The organism is Pseudomonas sp. MPC6 (genome assembly GCF_006094435.1).
Taxonomy (GTDB): domain Bacteria; phylum Pseudomonadota; class Gammaproteobacteria; order Pseudomonadales; family Pseudomonadaceae; genus Aquipseudomonas.
Genome location: NZ_CP034783.1, coordinates 3,064,283 through 3,088,401, shown reverse-complemented (window position 1 = coordinate 3,088,401; position 24,119 = coordinate 3,064,283). Strand labels below are relative to the sequence as shown.

The following is a 24,119-nucleotide window of genomic DNA, read 5'->3' as shown; positions in this document are numbered from 1 at the left end:
ACATGATCAAACTGAGTGCATTCATTGCAGGCTTGCTGTTCGGCTTGGGTCTGCTTCTGGCAGGTATGGCCAACCCGAGCAAAGTACTCGCTTTCCTGGATTTAACCGGTGCTTGGGACCCTTCCCTGGCGTTGGTCATGATCGGGGCCATAGGCATAGCCGTTGGCCCTTTAACCTGGGCGCGCCAACAGTCCAGTTCGCTGTTGGGAAGGCCAATGCAGCTACCGATCAAACGGGAGTTGGACCCGCGCTTGATTGGCGGGAGCCTGTTGTTCGGCATCGGCTGGGGAATAGCGGGCATCTGTCCTGGCCCCGCAGTGGCCATTCTGCTGACAGGACGCTGGCAAGTGATCGTATTCATGTTGGCCATGCTGGCCGGCATGTTGTTGTTTAAGGCGCTGGAGACCCGGCGCAACCATTGATCGGGATGATTGACATGAAAGCAAACATTGGAACCATCGACCGGAGCCTGCGCATTGTCGCCGGTCTGCTTCTCATTGGCCTCAGTCTGTCCGGTGTGATCGGCGTGTGGGGTTGGATCGGTCTAGTGCCGCTGGCCACTGGCATTTTCCGTTTCTGCCCTGTCTATACGTTGCTAGGCATCAAAACCTGTAACCGTTGCTGAGCGACAACCGTTGCACACTAGCGGGTGCCTGAAGGTGCCCGTGGCGGTTTAGCAAACCTAACCTCTAATGACAATATTCCAAGGGTCGCCATGGACCTCGTACTTAAGCTAATCAATGGTGGAGCTGGCAGTCTGGCTTCCTACTTGGCGGCCCACGTCCTGCTTTGCCTGTTGCCAGCGTTTTTCGTTGCCGGGGCCATGGCAGCACTGATTCCTAAAGCCAGCATCACTCACTGGCTAGGTCGACATGCACCTGTCTACGTTTCCTTCCCGGCGGCGGCACTGGCGGGATCACTGATTGCCGTCTGCTCATGCACGATTGTTCCTTTATTCGCGGGCGTCTACCGCAAGGGCGCGGGTATCGGCCCGGCGATCACCTTTCTGTTTTTTGCTCCGGCAGGAAATATCATGGCACTCGCCTATACCGGCAGCATTCTGGGAGCGGAGTTTGCAATCGCCCGTTTGATCCTCTGCCTGGTCTTTGGCATCGGTATTGGCTTGCTGATGGCTACCTTATTCTGGAAAGACGACCTGACCCACGACGCACAGGCGGATGCCCTGTTCGCAGAGAAGGCCAGCGTTTCCGGGCCCGCACTGGGTGTACTTCTATCTTTGCTGGCCTTGCTGATTGCGGGCACCTTGAAACTGTGGCCCCTGACTGCAGACCTGATCAGTATCAAAGTCCCGCTTTTCTGGGCCCAAGCGTGGCAGGACACCCTGTTTGACTGGGTTCCATATGACGTCAGCAAAGGGGAAGAAGGCGTGAGCTTCCAAGGGTCTGTACTCATCATCCTGCTCCTGATGATTGCCGCCACGGCCAAGCGTGGTCTGGATAACATCACCGAAGGTGCCAATGGCTGGACATGGGTTGCGCTGGGTCTGACCGCTAGTACTTTGCTGATCGCCTCGATGCGCCTGACGCCAGAACCTGGCACATTAGCCTTCACCTTCACGGGTCGTTTATTCGGGGTCGCATTGACCATACTGTCTGTTTGGTACTTTGCCCGAAAACTGCCAGCCGAAGACTGGCAAGGCTGGCTATGGGAAGCCTGGCGCTTCGTCAAGCAGATATTTGTTGTGCTGGTGGTGGGTGTATTCATCGTCGGTATGGTTCGCCAGGTTATTCAACCCGAGTGGATTGAAAGCCTTGCAGGCAGCAACTCATTGCCCGCCAATGCCATAGCAGTAGGGTTCGGCGTGTTCATGTACTTCCCAACCTTGGTCGAAGTGCCCGTCGCCCGCATGTTCCTTGATCTAGGTATGCATCCTGGCCCGCTCTTGGCCTACCTGATGGCGGATCCTGAACTTAGCTTGCAGAGCATGCTCATGGTGGCGGCTGTGATTGGTCGGAAGAAGACCGCTGCCTATGTTGGGTTAGTCGCTTCGTTCAGCATCGTGGCAGGCCTGCTCTATGGTGCCTGGGTCGATGGCACCGGCTGGCTTACCCTTGGTGCAGGAATGGCGGCCTCGCTGTCCATAACCGGTGCAATTTACCAGTTGATCCGTTATCAACGTAAACAAACAGCAAGCTGACTTACACACCAAGGAGCTTCCAATGCTGAACATCAAAATACTCGGTTCAGGGTGCGCCAACTGCAAAAAACTGGAGGCCGTAGCCCGTCAAGCCACGCAGAATCTAAATATCCAGGCCGAATTCGAAAAGATCACCGACATGGGCAAGATGGTGACTTATGACATCCTCGCCACGCCGGCTCTGGTGATCAACGAGAAGGTTGTAAGCAGCGGGAAGATTCCGACTGTTGCGGATATTCAGGGCTGGATTTCGACTGCGCAATGATATTGCCAAAGCCAAAACAGCCCAACGACCTCGACACTTCCACTGTGTGGGTGACGGCTTTGGTTAGCGGCCTGTTTAGCAATCCGCCAGTCGGAAATGTCGACAAAATCAGAAACGATACCCCCGTTGTTCAGGCCATTACGGCCGAAGAACCGGGCTGTCTACTATGCTCACTGGGTTGAAGTAACGTCCGCTTACGACAGAGGTGGGGGCCGACTGCATCGCAAGCGTAATGTGGAGGCAGAAATGGCATCGATATCCAGAAGACTCTTCCTGAAAGCAGGAGGCGGGGTTGCTGCAAGCGTGGCGATAGGTCTGCCCGAACTCACGCAAGCCGCGACACCAAAGCCAACGGCAGAGGGACGAGTCAATCTCCCCTACCAAATGACGGCGCTCACCAAAGCTCAGAAATTGCAGGTCAACACGCCGGTCCTGTTTTCCTATCCCGACGCGGCTTCACCTTGCGCATTGATCAAGATGGGCGCTCCCGTGCCGGGGGGCGTCGGCCCGGAGCGCGACATCGTCGCCTACAGCACACTATGCACGCACATGGGCTGTCCGGTTGCCTATGACCCAGGGCAAAAGGTGTTCAAATGTCCCTGCCATTTCAGCATATTCGACCCTGAGAATATTGGCCAAATGGTTTCCGGGCAGGCCACTGAGAACCTGCCGACCATAGTGCTTGAGTACAACCCCAATGACGATTCGGTACGTGCAGTGGCCGTTGAAGGGTTGATCTACGGACGTCAGTCCAACCTCCTGTGATAAGGAGATTAAAAATGGCAACCAACAAAGATCGTGTGGCACTGCCTCCGACAGATGCCCAGAAGACCAACCTGACATGCCACTTCTGCATCGTGGGTTGTGGCTATCACGTGTACAAATGGCCGGAAAATCAGGAAGGTGGACGGGCTCCTGATGAGAATGCGCTCGAACTCGACTTCCGCAAACAGTTACCCCCCCTGGCTGTCACCATGACACCGGCAATGCAGAACACGATCACCGACAAGGACGGCAAGCGCTACAACATCATGATCGTGCCGGATAAACAGTGCGACGTTAATAAAGGGCTGTCGTCCACACGAGGCGGACAACTGGCCAAGGTCATGTATAGCCCCGACGGGGTAGGCAGGGAGCGCTTGCGCAGCCCACGCATTTATGTGGCTGATCAGTGGGTAGACACCAGCTGGGATGATGCTGTGGCGCTCTACGCCGGGGTGACCAAGAAGATTCTTGATAATGACGGGCCTGCCCCGCTCGCCTTTGATTGCTTCGATCATGGAGGCGCCGGAGGCGGATTTGAGAATACCTGGGGCACCGGCAAGCTGATGTTTACCGCACTGCAAACCCCATTGGTGCGAATCCATAACCGCCCTGCCTATAACTCCGAGTGCCACGCTACCCGCGAGATGGGCATTGGCGAACTCAACAACAGCTACGAAGACGCGGAGTTGGCTGACGTCATTGTTGCTATTGGTTGCAACTCATACGAAACCCAAACCAACTACTTCCTGGCGCATTGGCTTCCCAACTTCCAGGGGCAGACAGTCGACAAACGTAAGCAGCGTTTTCCTGGAGAAACCGTTGCTCCAGCCAAGGTAATTTTTGTCGACCCTCGCAGGACGCCGACCATCGCTATAGCGGAGCAAGTAGCAGGTAAAGATAACGTGCTTCACCTGGATATCGAACCGGGGACGGATATCGCTCTGTTCAATGGTCTGCTGACCTACGTGGTCGACCAAAAATGGCATGACCAGGAATTTATCGCGGCCCATACCAAAGCGTTTGAGCAGGCACTTCAAGCCAATCGAATGTCGCTTGAGGAAACCAGTCGCGTTACCGGGATATCGGTGGACAAGCTCAAGCAAGCAGCCGAATGGGCTTACAAGCCGAAAACCTCTGGCCACCGTCCCCACACCATGCACGCCTACGAAAAAGGAATCATCTGGGGCAATGACAACTACCTCATCCAGTCGGCATTGGTCGACTTGGTGCTGGCCACTCACAACGTCGGACGACGAGGTACGGGCGTGGTGCGGATGGGTGGGCACCAAGAGGGTTACACACGCCCCCCTTATCCAGGCAATACCAAGATCTATGTGGATCAGGAGATCATCAACGGCAAGGGCATGATGTACACGGCATGGGGGGCCAATCCCTTCCAGACCACTCTCAATGCCGAGCAACATCGTGCGGTCATTCTGAAACGCACCAGTATTGTCAGGGAGGCCATGGCCAATGTTCGCGGCGGTACAACCGCGCAGATGGTGGACGTAATCTACGACGCGGTGAAAAACAAAGGAGGCCTCTTTTTCGCCAACATCAACCTCTACCCTACCAAGCTGGCAGAGGCCGCCCATGTGATGCTTCCGGCGACCCATCCAGGCGAAATGAACCTCACCTCGATGAATGGCGAGCGCCGGATGCGCCTTTCACAAAAATTCATGGATCCCCCCGGTTCGGCGAAAGCCGATTGCCTAATTGCAGCGGCTATCGCTAACACCCTTCGGCGGATGTATACGGACGAAGGAAAACAGGACATGGCGGCGCGTTTTGCAGGGTTCGACTGGAGTAGCGAGGAGGACGCCTTCAATGACGGCTTCCGTATGGCCGGCCAACCCGGTGCCGGCCCAATCGACAGTCAGGGCGGAACCACGGGCAATCTCGTCACCTACGAACGGCTGAAAGCCATGGGCAACAATGGTGTCCAGTTACCCACCAAGGAATATCGAGACGGTAAGTTGATCGGTACCGAGATGCTCTACACCGATTACAAGTTCGACACCCCGGACGGAAAAGCAGAGTTCAAGCCAGCAACATGGCCCGGGCTGCCGAAACCGGTGGCGGAACAGAAGGAGAAACACCCGTTCTGGGTCAACAATGGGCGCATCAATGAAGTGTGGCAAACGCTCTACCACGACCAATACAACGATTTTGTTCAGCGGCGTGTGCCGATGGCTTATCTGGAAATCAACCCAGACGATGCACAAGCGCTGTCGATTGAATCTGGAGACGTGGTCGAGGTGTTCAACGATTACGGTTCGTCCTATGCGTTGGCCTATCTGGAGCCCGACATCAAACGAAATCAAACCTTCATGCAGTTCGGTCACTTCAACGGTGTGATGGGTGATTTAACTACCCCATGGACCGATCGCAACGTGGTGCCCTATTACAAAGGAACATGGGCGAGTATCCGTCGTATCGGGAAGGTGGAGGAGTTTAAAGAGAGGATCAGCTTCAAGACGCGCAGGTTTAGTACGTAAGAACAGTGGTCTTGTACTGGCGTGGCGCTTTTTCACGAGTGCATTCAACCAAGTCCCCCCGCCTATGCAAGCCATATCGCGGGGGGCTTTGTTGTGAGTGCCAGTTTTCCAAGCTCTATCCAGGGATTGCATTCCCCGTAGACGAGTCCCCACTCAATATGAGCTGGATCAGTTGGCGCCAAAATTGAGTCGCTATACTGGACCCGTCCTGCATCGATCCAAGGTTCGTCCGATGACTGATTCGCTCAGCGCTCAACCAGACGTAGTTATTATCGGTGGGGGTCAATCAGCCTTGGCTGTAGCGTATTTCCTGCGCCGCACACCTCTTTCGTTCGTCATCCTCGACGCAGAGGAAGAGCCCGGTGGTGCCTGGCGACATGGCTGGAACTCGCTACGTCTATTCTCTCCCGCCACCTGGAGTTCGATCCCTGGCTGGATGATGCCGCCCACGCAAGATGGCTACCCTTCACGCAATCATGTGATCGAGTACCTCAACCAGTACGAACAGCGCTACCAATTCCCGGTCGAGCGCCCTGTACAGGTCACTTCTGTTGAGCGTACGGAGTCTGGCCTACGAGTACGTTCTGACGACAAGCACTGGGACACCCAGGTAGTTGTCAGCGCTACAGGCACCTGGAGCAATCCCTACGTACCTCACTACCCCAATGCAGAGCTATTCAAAGGTCAGCAACTGCATTCCGCGAACTATGTCGAAGCGCAGCCGTTCGCGGGCAAGAAAGTGTTGGTGGTGGGTGGAGGTAACTCAGGGGCACAAATTCTTGCCGAAGTTTCAACGGTCGCTGAGACCACGTGGGTAACCCCGGTAGAACCGATGTTCTTGCCTGACGATGTGGATGGGCGGGTATTGTTCGAGCGTGCAACCGAGCGCTGGAAAGCCCAGCTGGAGGGGCGCGTCATTGAGCAGCCGGTGGGGGGGCTGGGCGATATCGTCATGGTTGCGCCCGTTGTCGAAGCCCGAGAGCGCAACGTGCTCAAATCGGTACGCCCTTTCGAAAGCTTTACCCGTAATGGGGTTATTTGGGTCGATGGAACCGAGGTTGCGGTGGACGCGGTGATTTGGTGCACCGGATTTCGGCCAGCCCTTCAGCATCTGGATTCACTGGGGGTACTCAACACCGAGGGCCGCGTTGAGGTCGAAGGCACCCACTCGATCAAAGAGCCGAGGCTGTGGTTGGTTGGTTATGGCGAGTGGACAGGTTCGGCTTCTGCCACGCTGATCGGTGTAACACGAACAGCACGGAGCACAGTCAGTGGGATCGTGGCCTTTTTGGCCGATCAGTCCACCTGAGACGGTCTGCAATCGACCTTGGTGTATACCGCCGACAGTTGAGGGGAACCTTGCTTGACATCCTCTGCAGGCGCGTAAAGCTGGACACTCTCCATGCACTCGTTGATGCGCTGAAGGAGGACGTCCTTCAGCCATCCTTCGCTGTTGGCTGGGCAGTCGCCGCCCTCTTTCACCACCAAGGATGCATCCACCTGGTTATTGCGCTGATTCAGGCATTGCCAACTCTCCCCACACGCGAGTGGCGCGATGACGTTCACCGCATCCTGTCTGACGGTTTCATATCGCCTCGGCATGCCTCGGCAGCCCGATAGAAATCAGTGCTGCGAGCAGAACGAATGCGCTCGATATCCACAAGCAAGCTTGCAGCCCATACACCTGATAAACCCAGCCGGAAAGCACTGTGCCGATTAACCGCCCCATGGCGTTCGACATGTAATAAAACCCCACATCCAGCGACACGCCATCTTCCTTGGCGTAGGACACGATCAAGTAGCTGTGCAACGACGAGTTCACCGCGAACAGCGCACCAAAGACCATCAATCCGCCGAGCAGCACCACCTGTGGCGACAGCCCGGTGTTGAGCCCGAGCGCAATGGCCGCTGGCAGACCCGCCAGTGCCAGCGCCCACAGAAACGCCGCTCGACCATCCGGTACGTGCCCACGTTTCTTGCCGGTGATGTTGGGTGCGAAGGACTGCACGATGCCGTAGCCGATCACCCAGGCCGCCAGGAAGCCGCCAACCTTCCAGAAGTCCCAACCGAAGACACTACTCAGGTACACCGGCAAGGCCACCACGAACCAGACGTCGCGGGCGCCGAACAGAAACATCCGTGCAGCCGATAGGATGTTGATCGCCCGGCTCTTGGACAGGATGTCGCGAAATTTGGGCTTGGCTTTCGCTTTGCCCAGGTCTTTCTTCAGCAGGATCAAGCTGCTGATCCAGATCAGCGTCAGAACACCCGCCATGGCCAGCAATGCGCCTTTGAAGCCGATCAATGCCAGCAAGGCTCCGCCAAGAAAGAAGCCGACGCCCTTGAGTGCGTTCTTCGAGCCGGTGAGGATCGCCACCCACTGGTAGAGCTTGCCCTGCTGCCCATCGGGGACCAGGAGCTTGATGGAGCTTTTGGCACTCATCTTGTTCAGGTCTTTGGCGATCCCGGACAACGCCTGAGCGCCCATCACCCATGGGATGGTCAACAAGGCCGAGGGCACTGTCAGCATCAACAACGCCGCGACCTGCATGCCCAGCCCGATGTTCATGGTGCGGTTCAGACCCAGCCGAGCGCCGAGGTAGCCACCCACCAAGTTAGTGATCACGCCAAAAAGTTCGTAGAACAGAAACAAGGCCGCGATTTGCAGTGGGCTGTAGCCCAACGCGTGAAAGTGCAGCACCACCAACATGCGCAAAGCGCCATCGGTGAGGGTGAAGGCCCAGTAGTTGCCCGTCACGAGCAGGTACTGCCGCACTTGCGGAGCGAGGGCTGACAACGTTTTCATGACCGCTCCTTAGACTGCCAGACCAACCATTTTGGCCAGTTCGACGGTACGGTTGGCATAACCCCACTCGTTGTCGTACCAGGCGTAAAGTTTGACCTGAGTGCCGTTGATAACCATGGTCGACAGCGCATCGATAATCGACGAACGCGGGTCGGTACGGTAGTCGATGGACACCAGTGGACGTTCCTCGAAGCCGAGAATGTCTTTCAGCTCGTTCTCGGAAGCGTGCTTGAGGAGTTGATTCACTTCTTCGACGGTCGTGGCGCGCTCGACCTCGAAGACACAGTCAGTCAGCGAAGCGTTGGCTAGCGGCACCCGTACGGCGTGACCATTCAGGCGTCCACGCAGCTCTGGGAAGATTTCCGCAATCGCGGTGGCCGAGCCGGTGCTGGTCGGAATCAGACTCATGCCGGAAGCACGCGCCCGACGCAGATCCTTGTGCGGTTGATCGAGGATGCTTTGGGTGTTGGTCAGGTCGTGGATGGTGGTGATTGAGCCGTGACGAATGCCCAGCTTTTCGTGGATCACTTTCACCACCGGCGCCAGACAGTTTGTGGTGCACGAAGCGGCGGTGACGATGCGATGATCAGCCGGGTTGAACAGCTGATGGTTGACGCCCATGACGATGTTCAGCGCGCCTTTTTCCTTCACCGGGGCGCTGACCACTACGCGCTTCACGCCTTGGTCGAGGTAAGCCTGAAGCACAGCGACGGTCTTCATCTTGCCGCTGGCTTCAATCACCAGATCGCAGCCCGACCAATCAGTGTCGGCAATCGCCTTGTTGGCCGTTACTTTGATGTGTTTACCGTCAATGACGATGCTGTCGCCCTCGGAATCAGCCTGGTAATTCCAACGGCCATGTACCGAGTCGAAGTTCAGTAGATGTGCATGAGTCGCCGCGTCACCTGCCGGATCGTTGGTCTGCACGAACTCGAATTCCGGCCAGCTCCAGGCGGCGCGCAGAGCGAGGCGACCGATCCGGCCAAAACCATTGATGCCAACTTTGATAGTCATGTTGTTGTGCTCTGTCTCTGTTGTCAGTGGGCGTTCGACTGATTGTCGAACTGGCCGATGTATTCGATATGGGCAGGATGTTGCATGGCGCGTGGACGCAACGTTTGAACATCGCGGATGGCATCGCTGAATGGCACACCGCTTTCGATCAACAGTTGGGCGGCGACCAAACCGGTACGGCCCGAACCGCCCTTGCAATGGATGGCGATGGTTTTCCCATCGATCAGCAGCTGCTGGAGACGCGGATAATGCTGCTCCCATGCGGCTTTGAATGCTTCGCCAGGCGCTTGATCGTCTTCAACTGGCAGGTGAAACCACTCGATGCCAAGCATTTGGCATTCTTCGGGCAGCAGGTCGATCTCGTTCTGAAGCAACTCCTCGGTCGGCATCAGCGTCAGCAACGCCGATGCGCCCGCATCCTGAAGGGTTTGCAACGCCTCGAAAGGCGTGGTGCCCTTCGTGCCTGGACACGGGGTGAAGATCAATTGACCATTGAACTGTGCCAGGGGCAGTACTGAATAGGGGTGTTGTTGCACGGTTAAAAATCCTCAGATGGAGCGCTGATTCACACGTTTCATGAGTTCTTCCGCCGATTCCTTGCGCTCGGAATAACGATCCACCAGATAGTCCTGGCGGTCGCGAAGCAGCAGCGTGAACTTCACCAACTCTTCCATCACATCAACGACGCGGTCGTAGAACGGGGAAGGTTTCATCCGGCCGTTGTCGTCGAATTCCATATAGGCCTTCGGTACAGAGGATTGGTTGGGGATGGTGAACATGCGCATCCAGCGTCCTAACACCCGCAGCTGATTGACCACGTTGAACGACTGCGAGCCGCCGCACACCTGCATCACCGCGAGGGTTTTACCCTGGGTCGGGCGTACCGCGCCCATGGCGAGTGGTACCCAGTCGATCTGCGCTTTGAACACTGCGCTCATGTTTCCGTGGCGTTCTGGAGAGCACCAGACTTGTCCCTCGGACCACAACACCAAGTCACGAAGTTCCTTCACGCGCGGATGATCGTCGGGTGCGTCATCTGGCAGCGGTAAACCCGACGGATTGAAAATCCGCGTCTCGGCGCCCAAGTGCTCCAGCAGTCGAGCGGCCTCCTCTACCAGCAAGCGACTGAAGGAGCGCTCACGGGTCGATCCGTACAACAGCAGAATGCGCGGTTTGTGGATGGAGGTCTTTTCGATACCGAGTTTGTCTGCCGAGGGGAGATCAACCAGTTCGGTATCGAGTTGGGGCATGTGGTCATCAAACATATTCTTTGTCCTGCGCAATGGCGCTCTTGGATTCATCGAACCAGCGGCGTCTCAGCCAGAGGGCCACACCGACCAGGGAAATCAGAACCGGCACTTCTACCAACGGGCCAATCACCGTGGCGAAAGCAACCGGAGAAACCAGGCCGAAGGTGGCAATGGCTACGGCAATCGCCAGTTCAAAGTTGTTACTTGCGGCGGTGAAAGCCAGTGCGGTGGTGCGTGGGTAGGCTGCGACAGCTATTGGCAGTGCAGAGGAACAGGATTTTCATCGAGCGATCTCGTAGTCGAAGGCGAAATCAGGCGATTTTGCTTTCACAGCACACGGCTGCACGTTCAGGGCGGTCCCCCATTTCATCAAGGCGTTTGGCATCAGGGCTTAACCAGTGCTTATTGCTTTCCAGCGTAGTGCTCAGTACTTGATGAACCCAATCGGGGAGATTCGGGTGCAGTCGGTAATAAACCCATTGGCCTTGCCGACGGTCCGAAAGCAGGCCACAAGTGCGCAACTGCGCCAGGTGCCTGGAGATTTTTGGCTGACTCTCGTTCAACGCGCAGGTCAGCTCGCAAACACACAGCTCTCCCTCACGGGTGATGAGCATCATCGTGCGCACCCGAGTGTCGTCAGCCAGGCATTTGAAAACAGTGGTCGGTGTCAGATGGTCAGTCATATCGATTCTCAGTGTTTGGTTTTCACCAAAACGAACATCTTGATGCGCTCATGAATTTCGTGAAGCGTGTGGCGGAAGGCGTCGGGTTTGGTGCTGGTGGCCGGGTCTTCAAAACTCCAGGCCAATGCCTCGCCGGCACCAGGTAACGACTGGCATTCCGCTGCCGCTTTATCACACAAGGTGATGACGTAGTCGAAACGCTCACCTCGGAATTCGCCGATCGACTTGCTACGCAATCCTTCGGTACTCACCCCAAGGTGAGAGAGTACGTCAAAGGTACGCGGATCGACCTGAGTTGGAACGGTGCCGGCGCTGAACGCCTCGAAATGCTCCGAATCAGTATGCCTCAGCAGCGCTTGGGCCAGCTGAGAGCGGACAGCGTTAGCGGTGCAGATGAACAGGACACGGGCTTTGCTGGTCATTTGTGAATGCCTCAGCTCATATACGGTTTAACGAATATATGATTTTACACATACAAGGTAAAGCCCCTGCGGCGCAATAATTCGGAAAAAGCCAGATTTTGGCGAACAGAATTACCTCAAAGCCTTTAATTTTAAGGGTAATCAGGGTTCTTACTCAGTCAGAATGCTTCAGAATCATTTAGAGAAATGTATATGCGTATTTTGTAATAAGTCTGTCATCCGAGGACTGCCTCTGCTCCGATCCAACCAACCCCAATGGACCGGACGGGATGATCGTCAAGTCTGGTGACGAGAAGGCGCGGCCCGCCGTTCACGCTCAGCTGATCGCCTTTTGCGGGTCGAGAACCCCAGTAGAGCCCTGCATTAACCTTGGCCGAGACGTTGTCGCGGGTGATCACTTCCTGTGTTGACACATCGAGCACCAAATTCTCCAGGTTCTGGGGGTATAACGCCGTGCAGCGGTCAGGTTCAGCTCACGACTAAATACGTGAGCATGCGAATCGATGCAGGTTTTCGGCTTAGAACAGGTATAAGGCAAACATCTATTGACCACGCATCCGCACCAAAAGGCGAAGATGATCACCGCAAGGTAACCGCCAGAATGCCATCTGATGAATTGAACTCAGCCTGAAACCGGCTATCGTCTCAATGGATGTCATGGCATCGACAGGTTAAACATCCGCTTTTCCGGACCCGATTGGGCAACGCAGAGACCTGCTGTGAGAACCAAGGAAATACGTTGGACGAAGGTTAACGCTGGACTTGCCCCTACAAAACCGAATGCCTTTCACATCGACAGATAACGCCTTCAAAGCACGACCAGTAACATTAGGTAAAAAACGGCCAATATCCTCTATTCGCAGGATCAAGGAATAAAACGGTAGCCAACGCCGGTTTCGGTAACAAGATGTCTTGGTTGTGAAGGGTCAGCCTCGACTTTTTTCCGCAGACCTCCCATGAAAACACGTAGGTAGGGGGTATCGGTGGTGTGCGCAGGACCCCATACCGCCCTGAGTAGTTGCAGGTGCGTCAGGACCCGATTTGGATTCGAGCAAAGATGAACCAGCAAACGGTATTCCAGGGGTGTCAAATGCAAGGGGGCGCCGGCACGTTCCACGACGCGCCGTTCGACATCGATTCGCACATCACCGAATGTCAGTACCGAGTTGTTTTCGGCCTCTTTCGCCTGCCTGCGTAACAGCGCGCGCACGCGGGCGAGCAGTTCACCGGTGCCAAAGGGCTTCACCAGATAGTCATCAGCGCCGGTGTCCAGTGCCAGGATCTTGTCTGACTCTGCACCACGGGCAGACAACACAATAATGGGCACCGGCGACCAGCTCCTTACATCTCGGATCAAGTCAATGCCGTCGCCATCGGGAAGTCCCAGGTCGAGCACAATCAGGTCCGGATGGCGTGTTCCTGCGTCGATGAGGCCACAGTGAAAGGTATCGGCTTCATGAACTTCCAAGCCTTCGGCTTGCAAGGCCATACGCACGAAGCGTCGGATTTCTTTCTCGTCTTCGATGATCAGGACGTGATGCACCGACTCGCTCATGGCTGCTCCTCGTCGGTCAATTGGGTCTCGATAACGGGAGGTTCTTCACGGGGCAGACGCAAGGTGAAGCGCGCACCGCCCTCTGGCCGTGTGACACCCAGAATGGTTCCTCCGTGAGCCCGGGCAATGGCCCGGCAGATAGCCAGGCCCAGCCCAACGCCGGGTATCGAACTTTCCTTCTTGCCGCGCATGAATTTGCTGAAGATTGCCTCTTCGTGGCCGTGGGGTAACCCCGGACCTTCGTCGGCGACCCACAACTCAATGTTGTCAGGCGTGGCCCTGCCTCCCAGGCTGATGGCAGTGTCGGGGGGCGTGTACTTAACGGCGTTCTCTATCAGGTTGATGAGGACGCGTTCGATCAGCACCGCATCGATGTGAACGGGAGGGAGGTCATCGTCCAGAGCGACCTGCACCGAACGCCCGCCCAGAATCGGCTGAATGGATCGCAGCGCGCTGCCCACTACGTCTTCGATGGGTTGCCACTCACGATTCAAGACCACTTTGCCGGATTCGAGGCGCGCCATGTCCAGCAGGTTGTTGACCAGGGTATTCATGCGCAGCGCGGATTCACCCACCGCCGAGGCAATCTCGGCGGCTTCACCGGCCAGCGGTGGCTTGGTGAGTTTGAGCGCTTCGGCAAGCCCGACCATAACCGACAGCGGGGTTCGCAGGTCGTGAGAGATGGCCGAGAGCAACGAGTTGCGCAACCGTTCGGACTCCATTTGAACCGTCGTGTCCTGGGCCACGTTGATGTAGTGAATCCGTTCAAGTGAGATGGCCAGCAATGACGCACAGGTGTCGAGCAGGCGTCGCTGCTCCGGCACCACCAGCCGACTCGAGTCACGCGGTTGCACGGCCAACACGCCGCGCACCCGCATCGGGGCTGACAACGGCAGATAGAGCGTAGAACTGGAAGGCAGGGTATCGGTGCCATAGCCGGCCGGTTCTGTTTTGTCGAACGACCACTGGGCAATGGCAACGTCCACTTGCGGTGCATCTCCCGTCACCATTGGGGCTTGCAGCTTATTGTTGTCGTCTGCCACTAGCAGTGCCGACCTTGCACTAAACTCAGCGGACAGGAAACGTGAACCAATTTCGGCGACTTGCTCGGTCATCAGCGCTGCCGACAACAGGCGCGACATGTCGTACAGCGCCCGCATGCGGTCTTCGCGCCGCTGTGCCACCCGTGCCTGGTAGGTCAGGCCGGCGGTCATCTGGCCGATGACCAGAGCGACCACGAGCATGACGCTGAAGGTCACCAGGTACTGGATATCGGCGAAGGCGAACGAAAAGCGCGGTGCCACAAAAAAGAAGTCAAAGGCTGCCACTGACAAAAAAGCCGCCAGAATCGCCGGGCCGCGACCAAAGCGAACGGCGACGGCGACGACGATCAGCAGAAACAGCATGACGATATTGGCCTGTTCCAGCACGTGAGCCAGAGGTATGGCCGCAAGGGTCGTCACTGCGCAGAGTGCCACGCTCCAGATATAGGACCGCCACATCACCGGGCTTTCAGTCTTCGTGTAACTGGGCTCGGTTTGTGTACGCTGACTGGTCGCAAGAGAGACTTGAATCACGTCCAGGTCAGCGCCAAGCGCACCTATTCGATCCGCGAGTATCCGCTTCCAGAAACGCCGACGAGGGTGATCGTCACGCCCCAGCACGACGTTGGAGAGATTGTGCTGGCGTGCGTACTTGACCAGCGTCTCGGCTATGTCCTGACCGGCCAGGGTCGAGATCTGGGCGCCCATGTCCTGGGCCAGTTTCAGGGTCGCCAGAATGCGACGGCGCTTCGTCTCGGGCAGGCGCTGCAAGGCCGGCGTCTCGACATACACGGCATGCCACGGCACGTTGAGCTGAGCGGCCAGGCGGGCCGTTGATCGTACGGTTTTTTCCCCCTGTTCATGCGGGCCGACGCAGGCGAGCAGTGAGTCGCGGGTGCCCCAGACCGGTTTTACTGCACTGCTTATGCGGTATTGCAGCATCTCGCTGTCGACACGGTCGGCGGTGCGGCGCAACGCCAGTTCACGCAGGGCGATCAGGTTGCCTTTGCGAAAGAAATTCTGCACCGCACGCTCGGCCTGTTGCGCCAGATAAACCTTGCCTTCCTTCAAACGCTGCAGCAAGTCGTCCGGTGGCAAGTCGACGATGACCACTTCATTGGCCGTGTCGAACACATGGTCCGGCACGGTCTCCCAGACCCGGATGCCCGTGATGCCACCGACGATGTCATTCAGGCTCTCCAGGTGCTGAACGTTCATGGTGGACCAGACGTCGATACCGGCGCTGAGCAGTTCTTCCACGTCCTGCCAGCGTTTTGGATGACGCGAACCGATGATGTTGGAATGAGCCAGTTCGTCGATCAGGATCAGCTGCGGTTTGCGCAACAATGCGGCGTCCAGATCGAACTCGGTCAGCGTGCGGTTCTTGTCGATGACCTGTTTGAGCGGCAATTGTTCGAGCCCCGAGGTCAGGGCTTGGGTTTCCGCGCGGCCATGGGTTTCGATCACGCCGATCAGTACATCGGTGTGCTGTTGTTTTGCCGTTTGGGCGGCCGCCAGCATCGCGTAGGTCTTGCCGACACCGGCGCTGGCGCCGAAAAAAATCTTCAGCCGACCGCGGTTGGCTTGCGCTTCTTCTTCGCGAATCTGGGCCAGTAGCTGGTCCGGGTCAGGACGTTGTTCGGCCATCAGGCTTACCGTGTGTGAGTTGGCGCTCAATGTGCGGCGTCAAGTGCCAGATTCAGCTCCAGGACGTTGACCCGAGGCTCGCCAAGGAACCCGAACAGCATGCCTTTGGAGTGCTCGGCGATCAGTTGACGAACGCGCTCTATGGGCAAATTGCGCATCCGCGAAATTCGGCCCACCTGATACTGGGCTGCGGCGATGCTGATATGCGGATCAAGGCCGCTAGCCGAACTGTAGACCAGGTCGGCGGGCACCGTGGCGGTGTTCCCGGGGTCGGCAGCACGCAAGGCATCGATGCGACCCTTGATCGCGTCCGCCAGTGCGGGATTCAGCGGCCCCAGGTTCGAACCTGATGATGCCGCCGCGTTGTAGGGCGTGGGGCTGGTCGCAGACGGACGACTCCAGAAATGCCTGGGATCGCTGAAGCTCTGACCGATCAATGACGAACCTACGGTTTTGCCATCCCGTTCAATCAGACTGCCCGCCGCCTGAGAAGGGAAGACCAACCTGGCAATCCCCGTCGTGAGCAGTGGATAGGCCAAGCCGGTGATTAACGACAGTGCAATGAACAGGGTCAACGCCGGGCGCAGTAGAGAAGCCATGACAGTGCTCCTTTAAGTCAGACCGACGGCAAACAGCACCATGTCGATCACTTTTATGCCAATGAATGGAACGATCACGCCACCCAGCCCATAGATCAACATGTTGCGGCGCAACAGTGAGGCCGCGCCGACCGGACGGTACTTCACGCCTTTGAGTGCCAGGGGAATCAAGAAGATGATGATCAGTGCGTTGAAGATCACCGCTGACAGCACAGCCGAGTTCGGGCTTGTCAGCCCCATGATGTTGAGTGCCGCGAGCTGAGGGTACGTAGTGACAAAAGCCGCTGGCACGATCGCGAAATACTTGGCGATATCGTTGGCAATCGAGAAGGTGGTCAGCGAACCGCGGGTCATCAGCATCTGTTTGCCGGTTTCCACCACCTCGATCAACTTCGTCGGGTTGCTGTCCAGGTCCACCATGTTCCCGGCTTCCTTGGCGGCCTGAGTCCCCGAGTTCATCGCCACGGCAACATCCGCTTGAGCCAATGCAGGGGCATCGTTAGTGCCGTCGCCGGTCATGGCCACCAGCCGGCCTTCAGCCTGGTAGTCGCGAATTAACTGCAACTTCTGTTCGGGGGTCGCTTCTGCCAGAAAGTCATCGACGCCCGCCTCGGCGGCGATGGCGGCGGCGGTGACCCGGTTGTCGCCGGTCACCATCACGGTCTTGATGCCCATGCGCCGCAGTTCGAGGAAACGCTCCTTAATCCCGCCCTTGACGATGTCCTTGAGTTCGATCACGCCTAGCACCTTGACTCCGTCTGCCACGACCAGTGGGGTGCTCCCTCGGCGCGACACTTCCTCAATGCTGTTTTGCACGGCCTCGGGAAAGCTGCCACCCAGGCTCTGGACATGCTTGAGAATGGCCTCGCCAGCGCCCTTGCGTATTTGCCGGTCGCCCATGTTCACTCCGCTCATGCGCGTTTGCGCCGAAAAGTGCACGAAGTGGGCGTCGAGTGCGCCGATTTCTCGTTCCCGCAAATTGAAACGCTGCTTGGCCAAGACGACGATACTGCGTCCTTCGGGGGTTTCGTCGGCCAGGGAGGCCAGTTGTGCCACATCCGCCAACTCGGCCTCCTTGATGCCCGGTGCCGGTAAAAAAGCCGAGGCATGGCGATTACCCAGCGTAATGGTCCCGGTCTTGTCGAGCAGCAGAACGTCCACGTCACCGGCGGCTTCCACGGCTCGGCCGGACGTGGCGATCACGTTGGCCTCCATCATGCGGCTCATGCCCGCCACACCGACAGCCGAGAGCAGGCCGGCAATGGTCGTGGGAATCAGGCAGACCAGCAACGAGATGAGGACGGTGATCGAGACGGGGGTTCCGGATTTGGCCACTGCAACCCCGAACAGTGAGAACGGCAGGAGCGTCACCGTCACTCCCAGAAACACGATCGTCAGTGCGACCAATAAAATCGACAAGGCAATTTCATTTGGGGTTTTTTGCCGCTTGGCGTTCTCGACCATCGCGATCATGCGGTCGACGAAGGTTTCGCCCGGATCGGTAGTCACTCGAACGACGATCCAGTCCGACAGCACCCGTGTTCCGCCGGTCACGGCCGAGAAGTCGCCGCCACATTCCCGGATCACCGGGGCCGACTCACCGGTGATGGCCGATTCGTCCACCGAGGCCGCGCCTTCGATGACTTCGCCGTCGGCCGGGATCACCGAGTCGGCCAGGTCACCGGCTTCAACGATCACCACATCGCCCTTGCACAGGTCGGTCGATTTAGCCAACTGCCACTCGGCGCCGTAGTGTGGCTCGCGCAGTTTCTTGGCCCAGGTTTCCTTTTTCAGTTTATGCAGGGAAGCGGCCTGGGCCTTGCTGCGGCCTTCGGCCAAGGCCTCGGCGAAGTTAGCGAACAGCACGGTGAACCACAGCCAAAAAGTGATCGCCAGGATGAACCCGGTACCGGCTTCCCCTTTGCCACTCAGCGCCTGGCCCCATAGGGCGGTGGTGATGATCGCGCCGATGTAGACGACAAACATCACCGGGTTTCGCCACTGGATCCTGGGGCTGAGTTTGCGCACTGACTCGACCATGGCGGGCATTATCAGTTTCGGGTCGAACAAGGAGAACGCTTTGCGTGTCATGTTCGTGATCTCACTTGATCATCATGAAGTGTTCAACGACGGGACCCAGCGCGAGCGCCGGTACGTAGTTCAACAAGCCGACCAGCAACACCGTGCCGATCAGCAGCACCACGAACAGCATCCCGTGGGTGGGCATGGTGCCTGCGGTGACCGCCAATCGCTTCTTCGCAGCCAGGCTGCCGGCGACTGCGAGCACCGGCACGATGACGCCGAACCGGCCGAACCAAGTCATGAAGGCCAGCATCGTGTTGTAGAACGGGGTGTTGGCTGACAGGCCGGCAAATGCACTGCCGTTGTTGTTGGCCGCCGAGGTAAAGGCGTAGAGGATTTCCGAGAAACCATGGGCACCGGGGTTGGCGATCCCCAGTCTTCCAGCCTCGGCCATGACAGCGATGGCCGTACCGAACAGCACCAGCAATGGCGTTACCAGAATCGCGATGGCCACCATCTTCATCTCGTAGGCTTCGATCTTCTTGCCCAGGTACTCGGGCGTACGACCGATCATCAGGCCGGCGATAAACACCGCGAGGATGGCAAACACCAGCATGCCGTACAGGCCTGAGCCGGTACCGCCGAACACCACTTCACCCAGTTGCATGAGTATCAGCGGTACCGCACCGCCCAGCGGTGTAAACGAATCATGCATCGAGATAACGGCGCCGCAAGACGCCGACGTGGTCACCGCCGCAAACAGACTGGATGCACTGATGCCGAAGCGCAGCTCCTTGCCCTCCATGTTGCCCGCCGCCGTGTCGATACCCAGCGCCGAAAACTGCGGGTTACCCAGTTGTTCGTAATGGGTGACCGCCACTACTGCGATCACGAAGATGATCGTCATTGTCGCCAGAAGCGCCCAGCCTTGGCGTATGTCACCGACGATGTGGCCGAAGACAAAACACAGTGCGGTCGGGATCAGGAAGATCGCGAGCAACTGAAAAAAGTTCGTGACGGCGGTGGGGTTTTCATAAGGATGGGCCGAGTTGGCGTTGAAGAAACCGCCACCATTGGTGCCCAGCATTTTTATAGCTTCTTGTGATGCTACAGGCCCCATGGCAATCGTCTGCTTATCGGTGCTGACGGCCTTGGTCACCGGATTGCCCTGAGCGTCGAGGGTTGGCTGGCCGGCATCATTGAGTACCGGGGCCTGGTACTGCATGACTTCCAGCGTCGTGACGTCCTCATACGGGTCAAGATTCTGTATAGAGCCTTGGCTAACGAGGAACAGCGCAAAAATCAGCGACAGCGGCAGCAACACCCATAACGTGATGCGCGTGAGGTCGGTCCAGGCATTGCCGATGCTGTCCGCGCTATGGCGCGCGAACCCTCGGATCAGAGCAACCGCGACGACGATACCGGTCGCGGCTGACAGGAAGTTCTGTACCGTCAGCGCGAGCATCTGGGTCAGGTAACTCATCGTCGTTTCGCCGCCGTAGCCTTGCCAGTTGGTATTGGTGACGAAACTGGAGGCGGTATTGAACGAGGAGTCTGGAGTGACGGCGCCGAACCCTTGGGGGTTAAATGGCAGAACGCCTTGCAGCCGTTGCAGGGCATAAACGGCCAGCAATCCCAGTGCGTTGAACAGCAGCAGGGCAAGGGCATACTGGAGCCAACTCATCTGCGTTTCAGGCTTGACGCCGGCCAAACGATACAGCGGTGACTCGATGCGCGCACCGAAGGCAAATCGGCCCTCCATCACCGTGGTCAACCAGCGCCCAAGAGGCCAGGCCAGAATACCCAGCGCCAACAGAAAGGCCCCGAGCAGGCCCCAGGCTTGAGTTGTCACAGGAAGTCCTCCGGAAATAGCAGTGCGCAGACGAGGTAAATCAGTAAACCCGCCGCTATCAGGCCGCCGAAAAGATAGAAGCCAGTCATGACCGTCTCCTGTTAAGCGCGGCACAGCCACGAGCAAGACCGACAAAGATGAAAAAAAACAGTGCGCCAAGCACTAAAAAGACGAAATCCATGGCATGCCCTCCAACGATGAGGGAAGCCTAGTTTGGCTTCGATTAAATTGTTAAAAGAATTGGGGGCAAAAGAATAAAGATCTTATAAAGACCACGATTAAATAGTGCCGCTTGAATGTCGTTGCCGCTCATAGTGTGTGATTTGAGATTTGAATCGCCCCGGATTCTTTAGACACCTTGCAAGCTCATTGCGTAACGCTTTTCAAACTCTACCGGCGACAGCTGATTGTTGAAACCATGACGACGTTTTACGTTGTAGAACATCTCGATGTAATCGAACACATCACTACGAGCACCTTGAAGCGCTGCTATCGAGAAGCTGACCCATCCCAAACCGCCGCATGAAAGAGTCAGTAGAGAAGTTCCGTCCTCACTGCCAAACATCGAGTATGACTTTGGAAAATGTGCGCCTGAGGGGAAGGAGCCAAGAGTGACACGCTGGAAGCTTTCTATCTTACATGAGCTCCCTCTTGTTAGCGGCCGAGCCGCGGTGCCTTTCCGGGTAAGCGTCTGCACCCTCCCCTCAACTCCAATGTGGCGCTACACTGAAGGCCGCCAAACGCCATCATTGAATTCGTCAGAAATCCCCATTCGCGATCGCTCGCGCACGAGACGCGACTGGGGGTACGTCTGGGGGTACATTTGATTTTTTCGTGCTGAAACACGCGATCTAGAGCCATATTTAAATGTTCTTCGGGGATCCGGATAGTCTCGAGCAGCCGGGGCCGTAAGATCTGAGAACCCTGTAAAACTCAGGGCTCAGGCTCTCCCGACACCTTGGAGCAAGCGCGATGAATTTCAGAAAAGCCCTTGCGGGCATCGACTGGAAGAAGTGGGCTAACCGGGGGGCGCAACTCGGGTTCGTCCTGGCGGCGATCGCCGGATATTACGGCTGGCACCCCTGATGCTTCAGCACCGTGACCATGAGTGATCTGCTCCCAGTTTGCGCACGACCATTTTCATGCCTGGCACAACTACACTGACATCCGGTGGGCCTATACTTCAAGGGTCGGCGCACCCGATGTGACACACAATTATGTCTGATGCATGGGCTGACGCTGCGAGCGATCGTTCACGCAGGCCACGGCCTGCCTTCGTCGTAGGGAGGAACCTATCATGGCGCGTAAATACATCGACTGCCGCGAGTTTCCGAGCGATACCCAGTGCTCAGTCGCACTGTCCGCAGACTCTGAAAGCGAACTGCTCGAGGCCGCCGCACAGCATGCAGTCAGTGTTCACAAGCACACCGACTCACCGGAACTGCGTGCTCAACTGAAGACGATGTTTCACGACGGCACCCCGCCTGTTGAAGCACCGCGGCCCGCTTAGTATTCAGGCAACGCCGTGCACAATCCCGGATCAAAGGTCCTGGATTGTCATGAATTGAAAAAGCGTTGTCGCCCAATGAAATGCTGGCCGCCCCCCCGTCTATAAACTTCTCGAGATCTGCGTGGCGAGCCCTGCCTGTCTGCGGCTTGCCCGGCCGCTTGCCCGGCCGCTTGCCCGCAGCCATACAACTTCCGGGCGCCCGACTTGGGTGCCTTACCGGGTGTCATGATGAACAAGAAAAATAAAGACCTCTCCCAGCAATCTGCAATGCACACGTTGAGCCTGAATCCGGTGTTCGGTCCTCGGCGGCGCGATCTGCTCGGCACCGCCCGCATGGTCCTGCGACAAGTGTTGAAGCAACCCGTGCATAGCGCTCGGCATATGGCGGCATTTGGCGTTGAGCTGAAAAATATCCTGCTCGACCGCTCGCAGCTCAAGCCAGCGACGGGAGACAAACGTTTCGACGAGCAGACCTGGCAGCGCAACCCGCTATACCGTCGCTACATGAAGACTTACCTGGCCTGGTGTCAGGAGATGAACGACTGGATCAGCACCAGCAACCTTAGCGAGCAGGATGCTCATCGTGGTCAGTTCGTCATTGGCCTGCTGACCGAGGCGATGGCGCCGACCAACACCCTGGCCAACCCGGCAGCGCTCAAGCGCTTCTTTGAAACCGGCGGCAAGAGCATTCTGGATGGTTTCTCGCAGCTGACCCGGGACCTGATCGAAAACGGCGGCATGCCGAGCCAGGTGGACAAGACGGCTTTCGAGGTGGGCCACAATCTGGGCATCACCGAAGGTGCGGTGGTGTTTCGCAATGAGTTGCTGGAGCTGATCCAGTACAAGCCCCGTACTGAGCAGGTGCAGGCGCGTCCATTGCTGGTGGTACCGCCACAGATCAACAAGTTCTACCTGTTTGATCTGACGCCGGAGAAGAGCCTGATCCGTTTTCTCCTCGACAGCGGTATCCAGACCTTCGCTGTCAGTTGGCGCAATCCGGGCAAGGCACAGCGTGAATGGGGGTTGTCCAGCTACGTAGAAGCCCTGAAGGAAGCGATCGATGCGGTTCTTGCGATCACCCGCAGCGCCGACCTGAACACCTTCGGAGCCTGCTCCGGAGGCTGCACCCTGTCCTCGCTGTTGGGCCACTACGCTGCCCTGGACGAGAAAAAGGTCAATGCCTTTACCCTGGCGGTCAGTATGTTGGACATACGCCCCGACACCCAGGTCGGGCTGTTCGCCGACGAGAAGTCGCTGGTGGCCGCCAAGCGCCGTTCCTCTCAGGCTGGCGTGCTGAAAGGTCGCGAGCTGGCCAAAGTCTTCGCCTGGATGCGCCCCAATGACTTGATCTGGAATTACTGGATCAACAACTACCTGCTTGGCAACGAGCCGCCGGCATTCGATGTCCTCTACTGGAACAACGACACAACCAACCTGCCGGCCACGCTGCACGGCGAATTCATTGACATGTACCAGACCAATCCGCTCGCCCGCGCCGGTGCTTTGGAGGTCTGCGGCACACCGATAGACCTCGGTCAGGTCACCAGTGATTTCTACTGCGTTGCAGGCCTGACCGACCATATCACTCCGTGGGACGCCTGCTACCGCTCCATGCATCTGTTTGGTGGTCAGGGCGAGTTCGTGGTGTCCAACAGCGGGCATATCCAGAGCGTCCTCAACCCGCCGGGCAACCCCAAGGCGCGCTTCATGACCGGCAGCGAGCTGCCAGTCGAGGCTCAGGAGTGGATGGAAACTGCCAGTCAACAGGCAGGCTCCTGGTGGCCCCATTGGCTGGCCTGGCTGCAGGCACGCTCGGGCGCTCATAAAAAGGCTCCCCGTAAACTGGGCAACAGGGCTTATGCTGCGGCTGAGGCTGCGCCGGGTACCTACGTGCACTTGCGCTGAATCTGCGGTCGGTCGCAGGTGCCGCCTACGAACAACATCGGATCGCCCCTTCAGAAGGAGCCCTGCACTACATCCAATCCCGATATGGAGGTGCATTGAAAGCCAGCCAGCGCCATACCGGGATC

Annotated in this window: 21 protein-coding genes and 3 pseudogenes; 9 read left to right on the top strand and 15 right to left on the bottom strand. The window is 57.5% G+C overall.

Going from position 1 to position 24,119, the window contains the following annotated elements:
* The first annotated feature begins 2 nt into the window (after positions 1-2).
* The 7 genes from ELQ88_RS16455 (at position 3) to ELQ88_RS16425 (ending at position 6,995) form a co-directional block, all read left to right on the top strand.
* The gene (locus tag ELQ88_RS16455) at positions 3-422 is read left to right on the top strand and encodes a DUF6691 family protein (protein WP_138966349.1); all 420 of its coding nucleotides are present in this window, start codon (positions 3-5) and stop codon (positions 420-422) included.
* A 14-nt stretch (positions 423-436) separates the two neighbouring features.
* Positions 437-625, top strand: a complete 189-nt coding sequence (locus ELQ88_RS16450) for a DUF2892 domain-containing protein (protein WP_047229595.1) — start codon at positions 437-439, stop codon at positions 623-625.
* A gap of 90 nt (positions 626-715) precedes the next feature.
* Entirely contained in the window at positions 716-2,158 is a 1,443-nt protein-coding gene (locus tag ELQ88_RS16445) for a permease (RefSeq protein WP_138966347.1), read from the top strand.
* A 22-nt stretch (positions 2,159-2,180) separates the two neighbouring features.
* Entirely contained in the window at positions 2,181-2,423 is a 243-nt protein-coding gene (locus ELQ88_RS16440; protein WP_128873460.1) for a thioredoxin family protein, read from the top strand.
* A gap of 246 nt (positions 2,424-2,669) precedes the next feature.
* The gene (locus tag ELQ88_RS16435) at positions 2,670-3,188 is read left to right on the top strand and encodes an arsenate reductase (azurin) small subunit (protein WP_138966345.1); all 519 of its coding nucleotides are present in this window, start codon (positions 2,670-2,672) and stop codon (positions 3,186-3,188) included.
* A gap of 14 nt (positions 3,189-3,202) precedes the next feature.
* Positions 3,203-5,686, top strand: a complete 2,484-nt coding sequence (locus ELQ88_RS16430; RefSeq protein WP_138966343.1) for an arsenate reductase (azurin) large subunit — start codon at positions 3,203-3,205, stop codon at positions 5,684-5,686.
* 232 nt (positions 5,687-5,918) lie between these two features.
* Positions 5,919-6,995 carry an ArsO family NAD(P)H-dependent flavin-containing monooxygenase gene (locus tag ELQ88_RS16425; RefSeq protein ID WP_138966341.1) on the top strand — a complete coding sequence of 359 codons (1,077 nt, stop codon included), beginning with the start codon at positions 5,919-5,921 and terminating at the stop codon, positions 6,993-6,995.
* Positions 6,996-7,271: 276 nt separating this feature from the next.
* Here ELQ88_RS16425 and arsJ read toward each other — a convergent pair whose 3' ends face one another.
* From arsJ to ELQ88_RS16340, 15 genes and pseudogenes are all read right to left on the bottom strand, one after another.
* Complete coding sequence (gene arsJ / locus ELQ88_RS16415; RefSeq protein WP_138966337.1) at positions 7,272-8,492, bottom strand: organoarsenical effux MFS transporter ArsJ; 1,221 nt, start codon at positions 8,490-8,492, stop codon at positions 7,272-7,274.
* Positions 8,493-8,501: 9 nt separating this feature from the next.
* Positions 8,502-9,506 (bottom strand): ArsJ-associated glyceraldehyde-3-phosphate dehydrogenase, encoded by a 1,005-nt coding sequence (locus ELQ88_RS16410; protein WP_138966335.1) that lies wholly within the window; start codon positions 9,504-9,506, stop codon positions 8,502-8,504.
* 23 nt (positions 9,507-9,529) lie between these two features.
* Entirely contained in the window at positions 9,530-10,042 is a 513-nt protein-coding gene (locus ELQ88_RS16405) for a tyrosine-protein phosphatase (protein WP_138966333.1), read from the bottom strand.
* 12 nt (positions 10,043-10,054) lie between these two features.
* Positions 10,055-10,771 carry an arsenical resistance protein ArsH gene (arsH, locus tag ELQ88_RS16400; protein WP_138966331.1) on the bottom strand — a complete coding sequence of 239 codons (717 nt, stop codon included), beginning with the start codon at positions 10,769-10,771 and terminating at the stop codon, positions 10,055-10,057.
* Positions 10,764-10,997, bottom strand: a pseudogene (locus ELQ88_RS16395) (arsenical-resistance protein); the annotation flags it as partial. The pseudogene ELQ88_RS16395 and the gene arsH, both read right to left, overlap by 8 nt.
* A 70-nt stretch (positions 10,998-11,067) precedes the next feature.
* Positions 11,068-11,439: a metalloregulator ArsR/SmtB family transcription factor gene (locus ELQ88_RS16390; protein WP_128873467.1), complete on the bottom strand. Its 372-nt coding sequence runs from the start codon at positions 11,437-11,439 to the stop codon at positions 11,068-11,070.
* A gap of 8 nt (positions 11,440-11,447) precedes the next feature.
* On the bottom strand, positions 11,448-11,861 hold the full coding sequence (locus ELQ88_RS16385; RefSeq protein WP_138966329.1) for an arsenate reductase ArsC: 414 nt from the start codon (positions 11,859-11,861) through the stop codon (positions 11,448-11,450).
* Positions 11,862-12,183: 322 nt separating this feature from the next.
* Positions 12,184-12,298 (bottom strand): annotated as a pseudogene (locus ELQ88_RS34670) (slipin family protein); the annotation flags it as partial.
* A gap of 428 nt (positions 12,299-12,726) precedes the next feature.
* Positions 12,727-13,416 (bottom strand): response regulator, encoded by a 690-nt coding sequence (locus tag ELQ88_RS16370; RefSeq protein ID WP_138966326.1) that lies wholly within the window; start codon positions 13,414-13,416, stop codon positions 12,727-12,729.
* Entirely contained in the window at positions 13,413-16,106 is a 2,694-nt protein-coding gene (kdpD, locus tag ELQ88_RS16365; protein ID WP_138966324.1) for a two-component system sensor histidine kinase KdpD, read from the bottom strand. Before kdpD ends, ELQ88_RS16370 begins: the two co-directional genes overlap by 4 nt.
* Positions 16,107-16,132: 26 nt before the next feature.
* Entirely contained in the window at positions 16,133-16,705 is a 573-nt protein-coding gene (gene kdpC, locus ELQ88_RS16360; RefSeq protein WP_138966322.1) for a potassium-transporting ATPase subunit KdpC, read from the bottom strand.
* A gap of 12 nt (positions 16,706-16,717) precedes the next feature.
* Complete coding sequence (gene kdpB, locus ELQ88_RS16355; RefSeq protein WP_138966320.1) at positions 16,718-18,796, bottom strand: potassium-transporting ATPase subunit KdpB; 2,079 nt, start codon at positions 18,794-18,796, stop codon at positions 16,718-16,720.
* A gap of 10 nt (positions 18,797-18,806) precedes the next feature.
* The gene (gene kdpA / locus ELQ88_RS16350; RefSeq protein ID WP_138966318.1) at positions 18,807-20,579 is read right to left on the bottom strand and encodes a potassium-transporting ATPase subunit KdpA; all 1,773 of its coding nucleotides are present in this window, start codon (positions 20,577-20,579) and stop codon (positions 18,807-18,809) included.
* Entirely contained in the window at positions 20,576-20,668 is a 93-nt protein-coding gene (gene kdpF, locus ELQ88_RS16345) for a K(+)-transporting ATPase subunit F (RefSeq protein ID WP_138966316.1), read from the bottom strand. Before kdpF ends, kdpA begins: the two co-directional genes overlap by 4 nt.
* 260 nt (positions 20,669-20,928) lie before the next feature.
* Positions 20,929-21,054: pseudogene (locus ELQ88_RS16340) on the bottom strand (IS3 family transposase); the annotation flags it as partial.
* An 822-nt stretch (positions 21,055-21,876) separates the two neighbouring features.
* On the opposite strand from ELQ88_RS16340, the gene ELQ88_RS16335 reads away from it, so the two are divergent.
* Together ELQ88_RS16335 and phaC are read left to right on the top strand one after the other, a co-directional pair.
* Complete coding sequence (locus tag ELQ88_RS16335; protein WP_128873469.1) at positions 21,877-22,089, top strand: DUF1059 domain-containing protein; 213 nt, start codon at positions 21,877-21,879, stop codon at positions 22,087-22,089.
* Between the two features lie 225 nt (positions 22,090-22,314).
* Positions 22,315-23,994, top strand: coding sequence for a class II poly(R)-hydroxyalkanoic acid synthase (phaC, locus tag ELQ88_RS16330; RefSeq protein ID WP_178084758.1), 1,680 nt, complete (start codon positions 22,315-22,317; stop codon positions 23,992-23,994).
* Positions 23,995-24,119 lie beyond the last annotated feature (125 nt).

What these genes read in the sequence shown, in the direction of transcription:
- ELQ88_RS16455 (WP_138966349.1), top strand. Translation starts at nt 3, where the DNA reads ATGATCAAACTGAGTGCATTCATTGCAGGCTTGCTGTTCGGCTTGGGT.
- ELQ88_RS16450 (WP_047229595.1), top strand. Translation starts at nt 437, where the DNA reads ATGAAAGCAAACATTGGAACCATCGACCGGAGCCTGCGCATTGTCGCC.
- ELQ88_RS16445 (WP_138966347.1), top strand. Translation starts at nt 716, where the DNA reads ATGGACCTCGTACTTAAGCTAATCAATGGTGGAGCTGGCAGTCTGGCT.
- ELQ88_RS16440 (WP_128873460.1), top strand. Translation starts at nt 2,181, where the DNA reads ATGCTGAACATCAAAATACTCGGTTCAGGGTGCGCCAACTGCAAAAAA.
- ELQ88_RS16435 (WP_138966345.1), top strand. Translation starts at nt 2,670, where the DNA reads ATGGCATCGATATCCAGAAGACTCTTCCTGAAAGCAGGAGGCGGGGTT.
- ELQ88_RS16430 (WP_138966343.1), top strand. Translation starts at nt 3,203, where the DNA reads ATGGCAACCAACAAAGATCGTGTGGCACTGCCTCCGACAGATGCCCAG.
- ELQ88_RS16425 (WP_138966341.1), top strand. Translation starts at nt 5,919, where the DNA reads ATGACTGATTCGCTCAGCGCTCAACCAGACGTAGTTATTATCGGTGGG.
- arsJ (WP_138966337.1), bottom strand. Translation starts at nt 8,492, where the DNA reads ATGAAAACGTTGTCAGCCCTCGCTCCGCAAGTGCGGCAGTACCTGCTC.
- ELQ88_RS16410 (WP_138966335.1), bottom strand. Translation starts at nt 9,506, where the DNA reads ATGACTATCAAAGTTGGCATCAATGGTTTTGGCCGGATCGGTCGCCTC.
- arsH (WP_138966331.1), bottom strand. Translation starts at nt 10,771, where the DNA reads ATGTTTGATGACCACATGCCCCAACTCGATACCGAACTGGTTGATCTC.
- ELQ88_RS16390 (WP_128873467.1), bottom strand. Translation starts at nt 11,439, where the DNA reads ATGACTGACCATCTGACACCGACCACTGTTTTCAAATGCCTGGCTGAC.
- ELQ88_RS16385 (WP_138966329.1), bottom strand. Translation starts at nt 11,861, where the DNA reads ATGACCAGCAAAGCCCGTGTCCTGTTCATCTGCACCGCTAACGCTGTC.
- ELQ88_RS16370 (WP_138966326.1), bottom strand. Translation starts at nt 13,416, where the DNA reads ATGAGCGAGTCGGTGCATCACGTCCTGATCATCGAAGACGAGAAAGAA.
- kdpD (WP_138966324.1), bottom strand. Translation starts at nt 16,106, where the DNA reads ATGGCCGAACAACGTCCTGACCCGGACCAGCTACTGGCCCAGATTCGC.
- kdpC (WP_138966322.1), bottom strand. Translation starts at nt 16,705, where the DNA reads ATGGCTTCTCTACTGCGCCCGGCGTTGACCCTGTTCATTGCACTGTCG.
- kdpB (WP_138966320.1), bottom strand. Translation starts at nt 18,796, where the DNA reads ATGACACGCAAAGCGTTCTCCTTGTTCGACCCGAAACTGATAATGCCC.
- kdpF (WP_138966316.1), bottom strand. Translation starts at nt 20,668, where the DNA reads ATGACTGGCTTCTATCTTTTCGGCGGCCTGATAGCGGCGGGTTTACTG.
- ELQ88_RS16335 (WP_128873469.1), top strand. Translation starts at nt 21,877, where the DNA reads ATGGCGCGTAAATACATCGACTGCCGCGAGTTTCCGAGCGATACCCAG.
- phaC (WP_178084758.1), top strand. Translation starts at nt 22,315, where the DNA reads ATGATGAACAAGAAAAATAAAGACCTCTCCCAGCAATCTGCAATGCAC.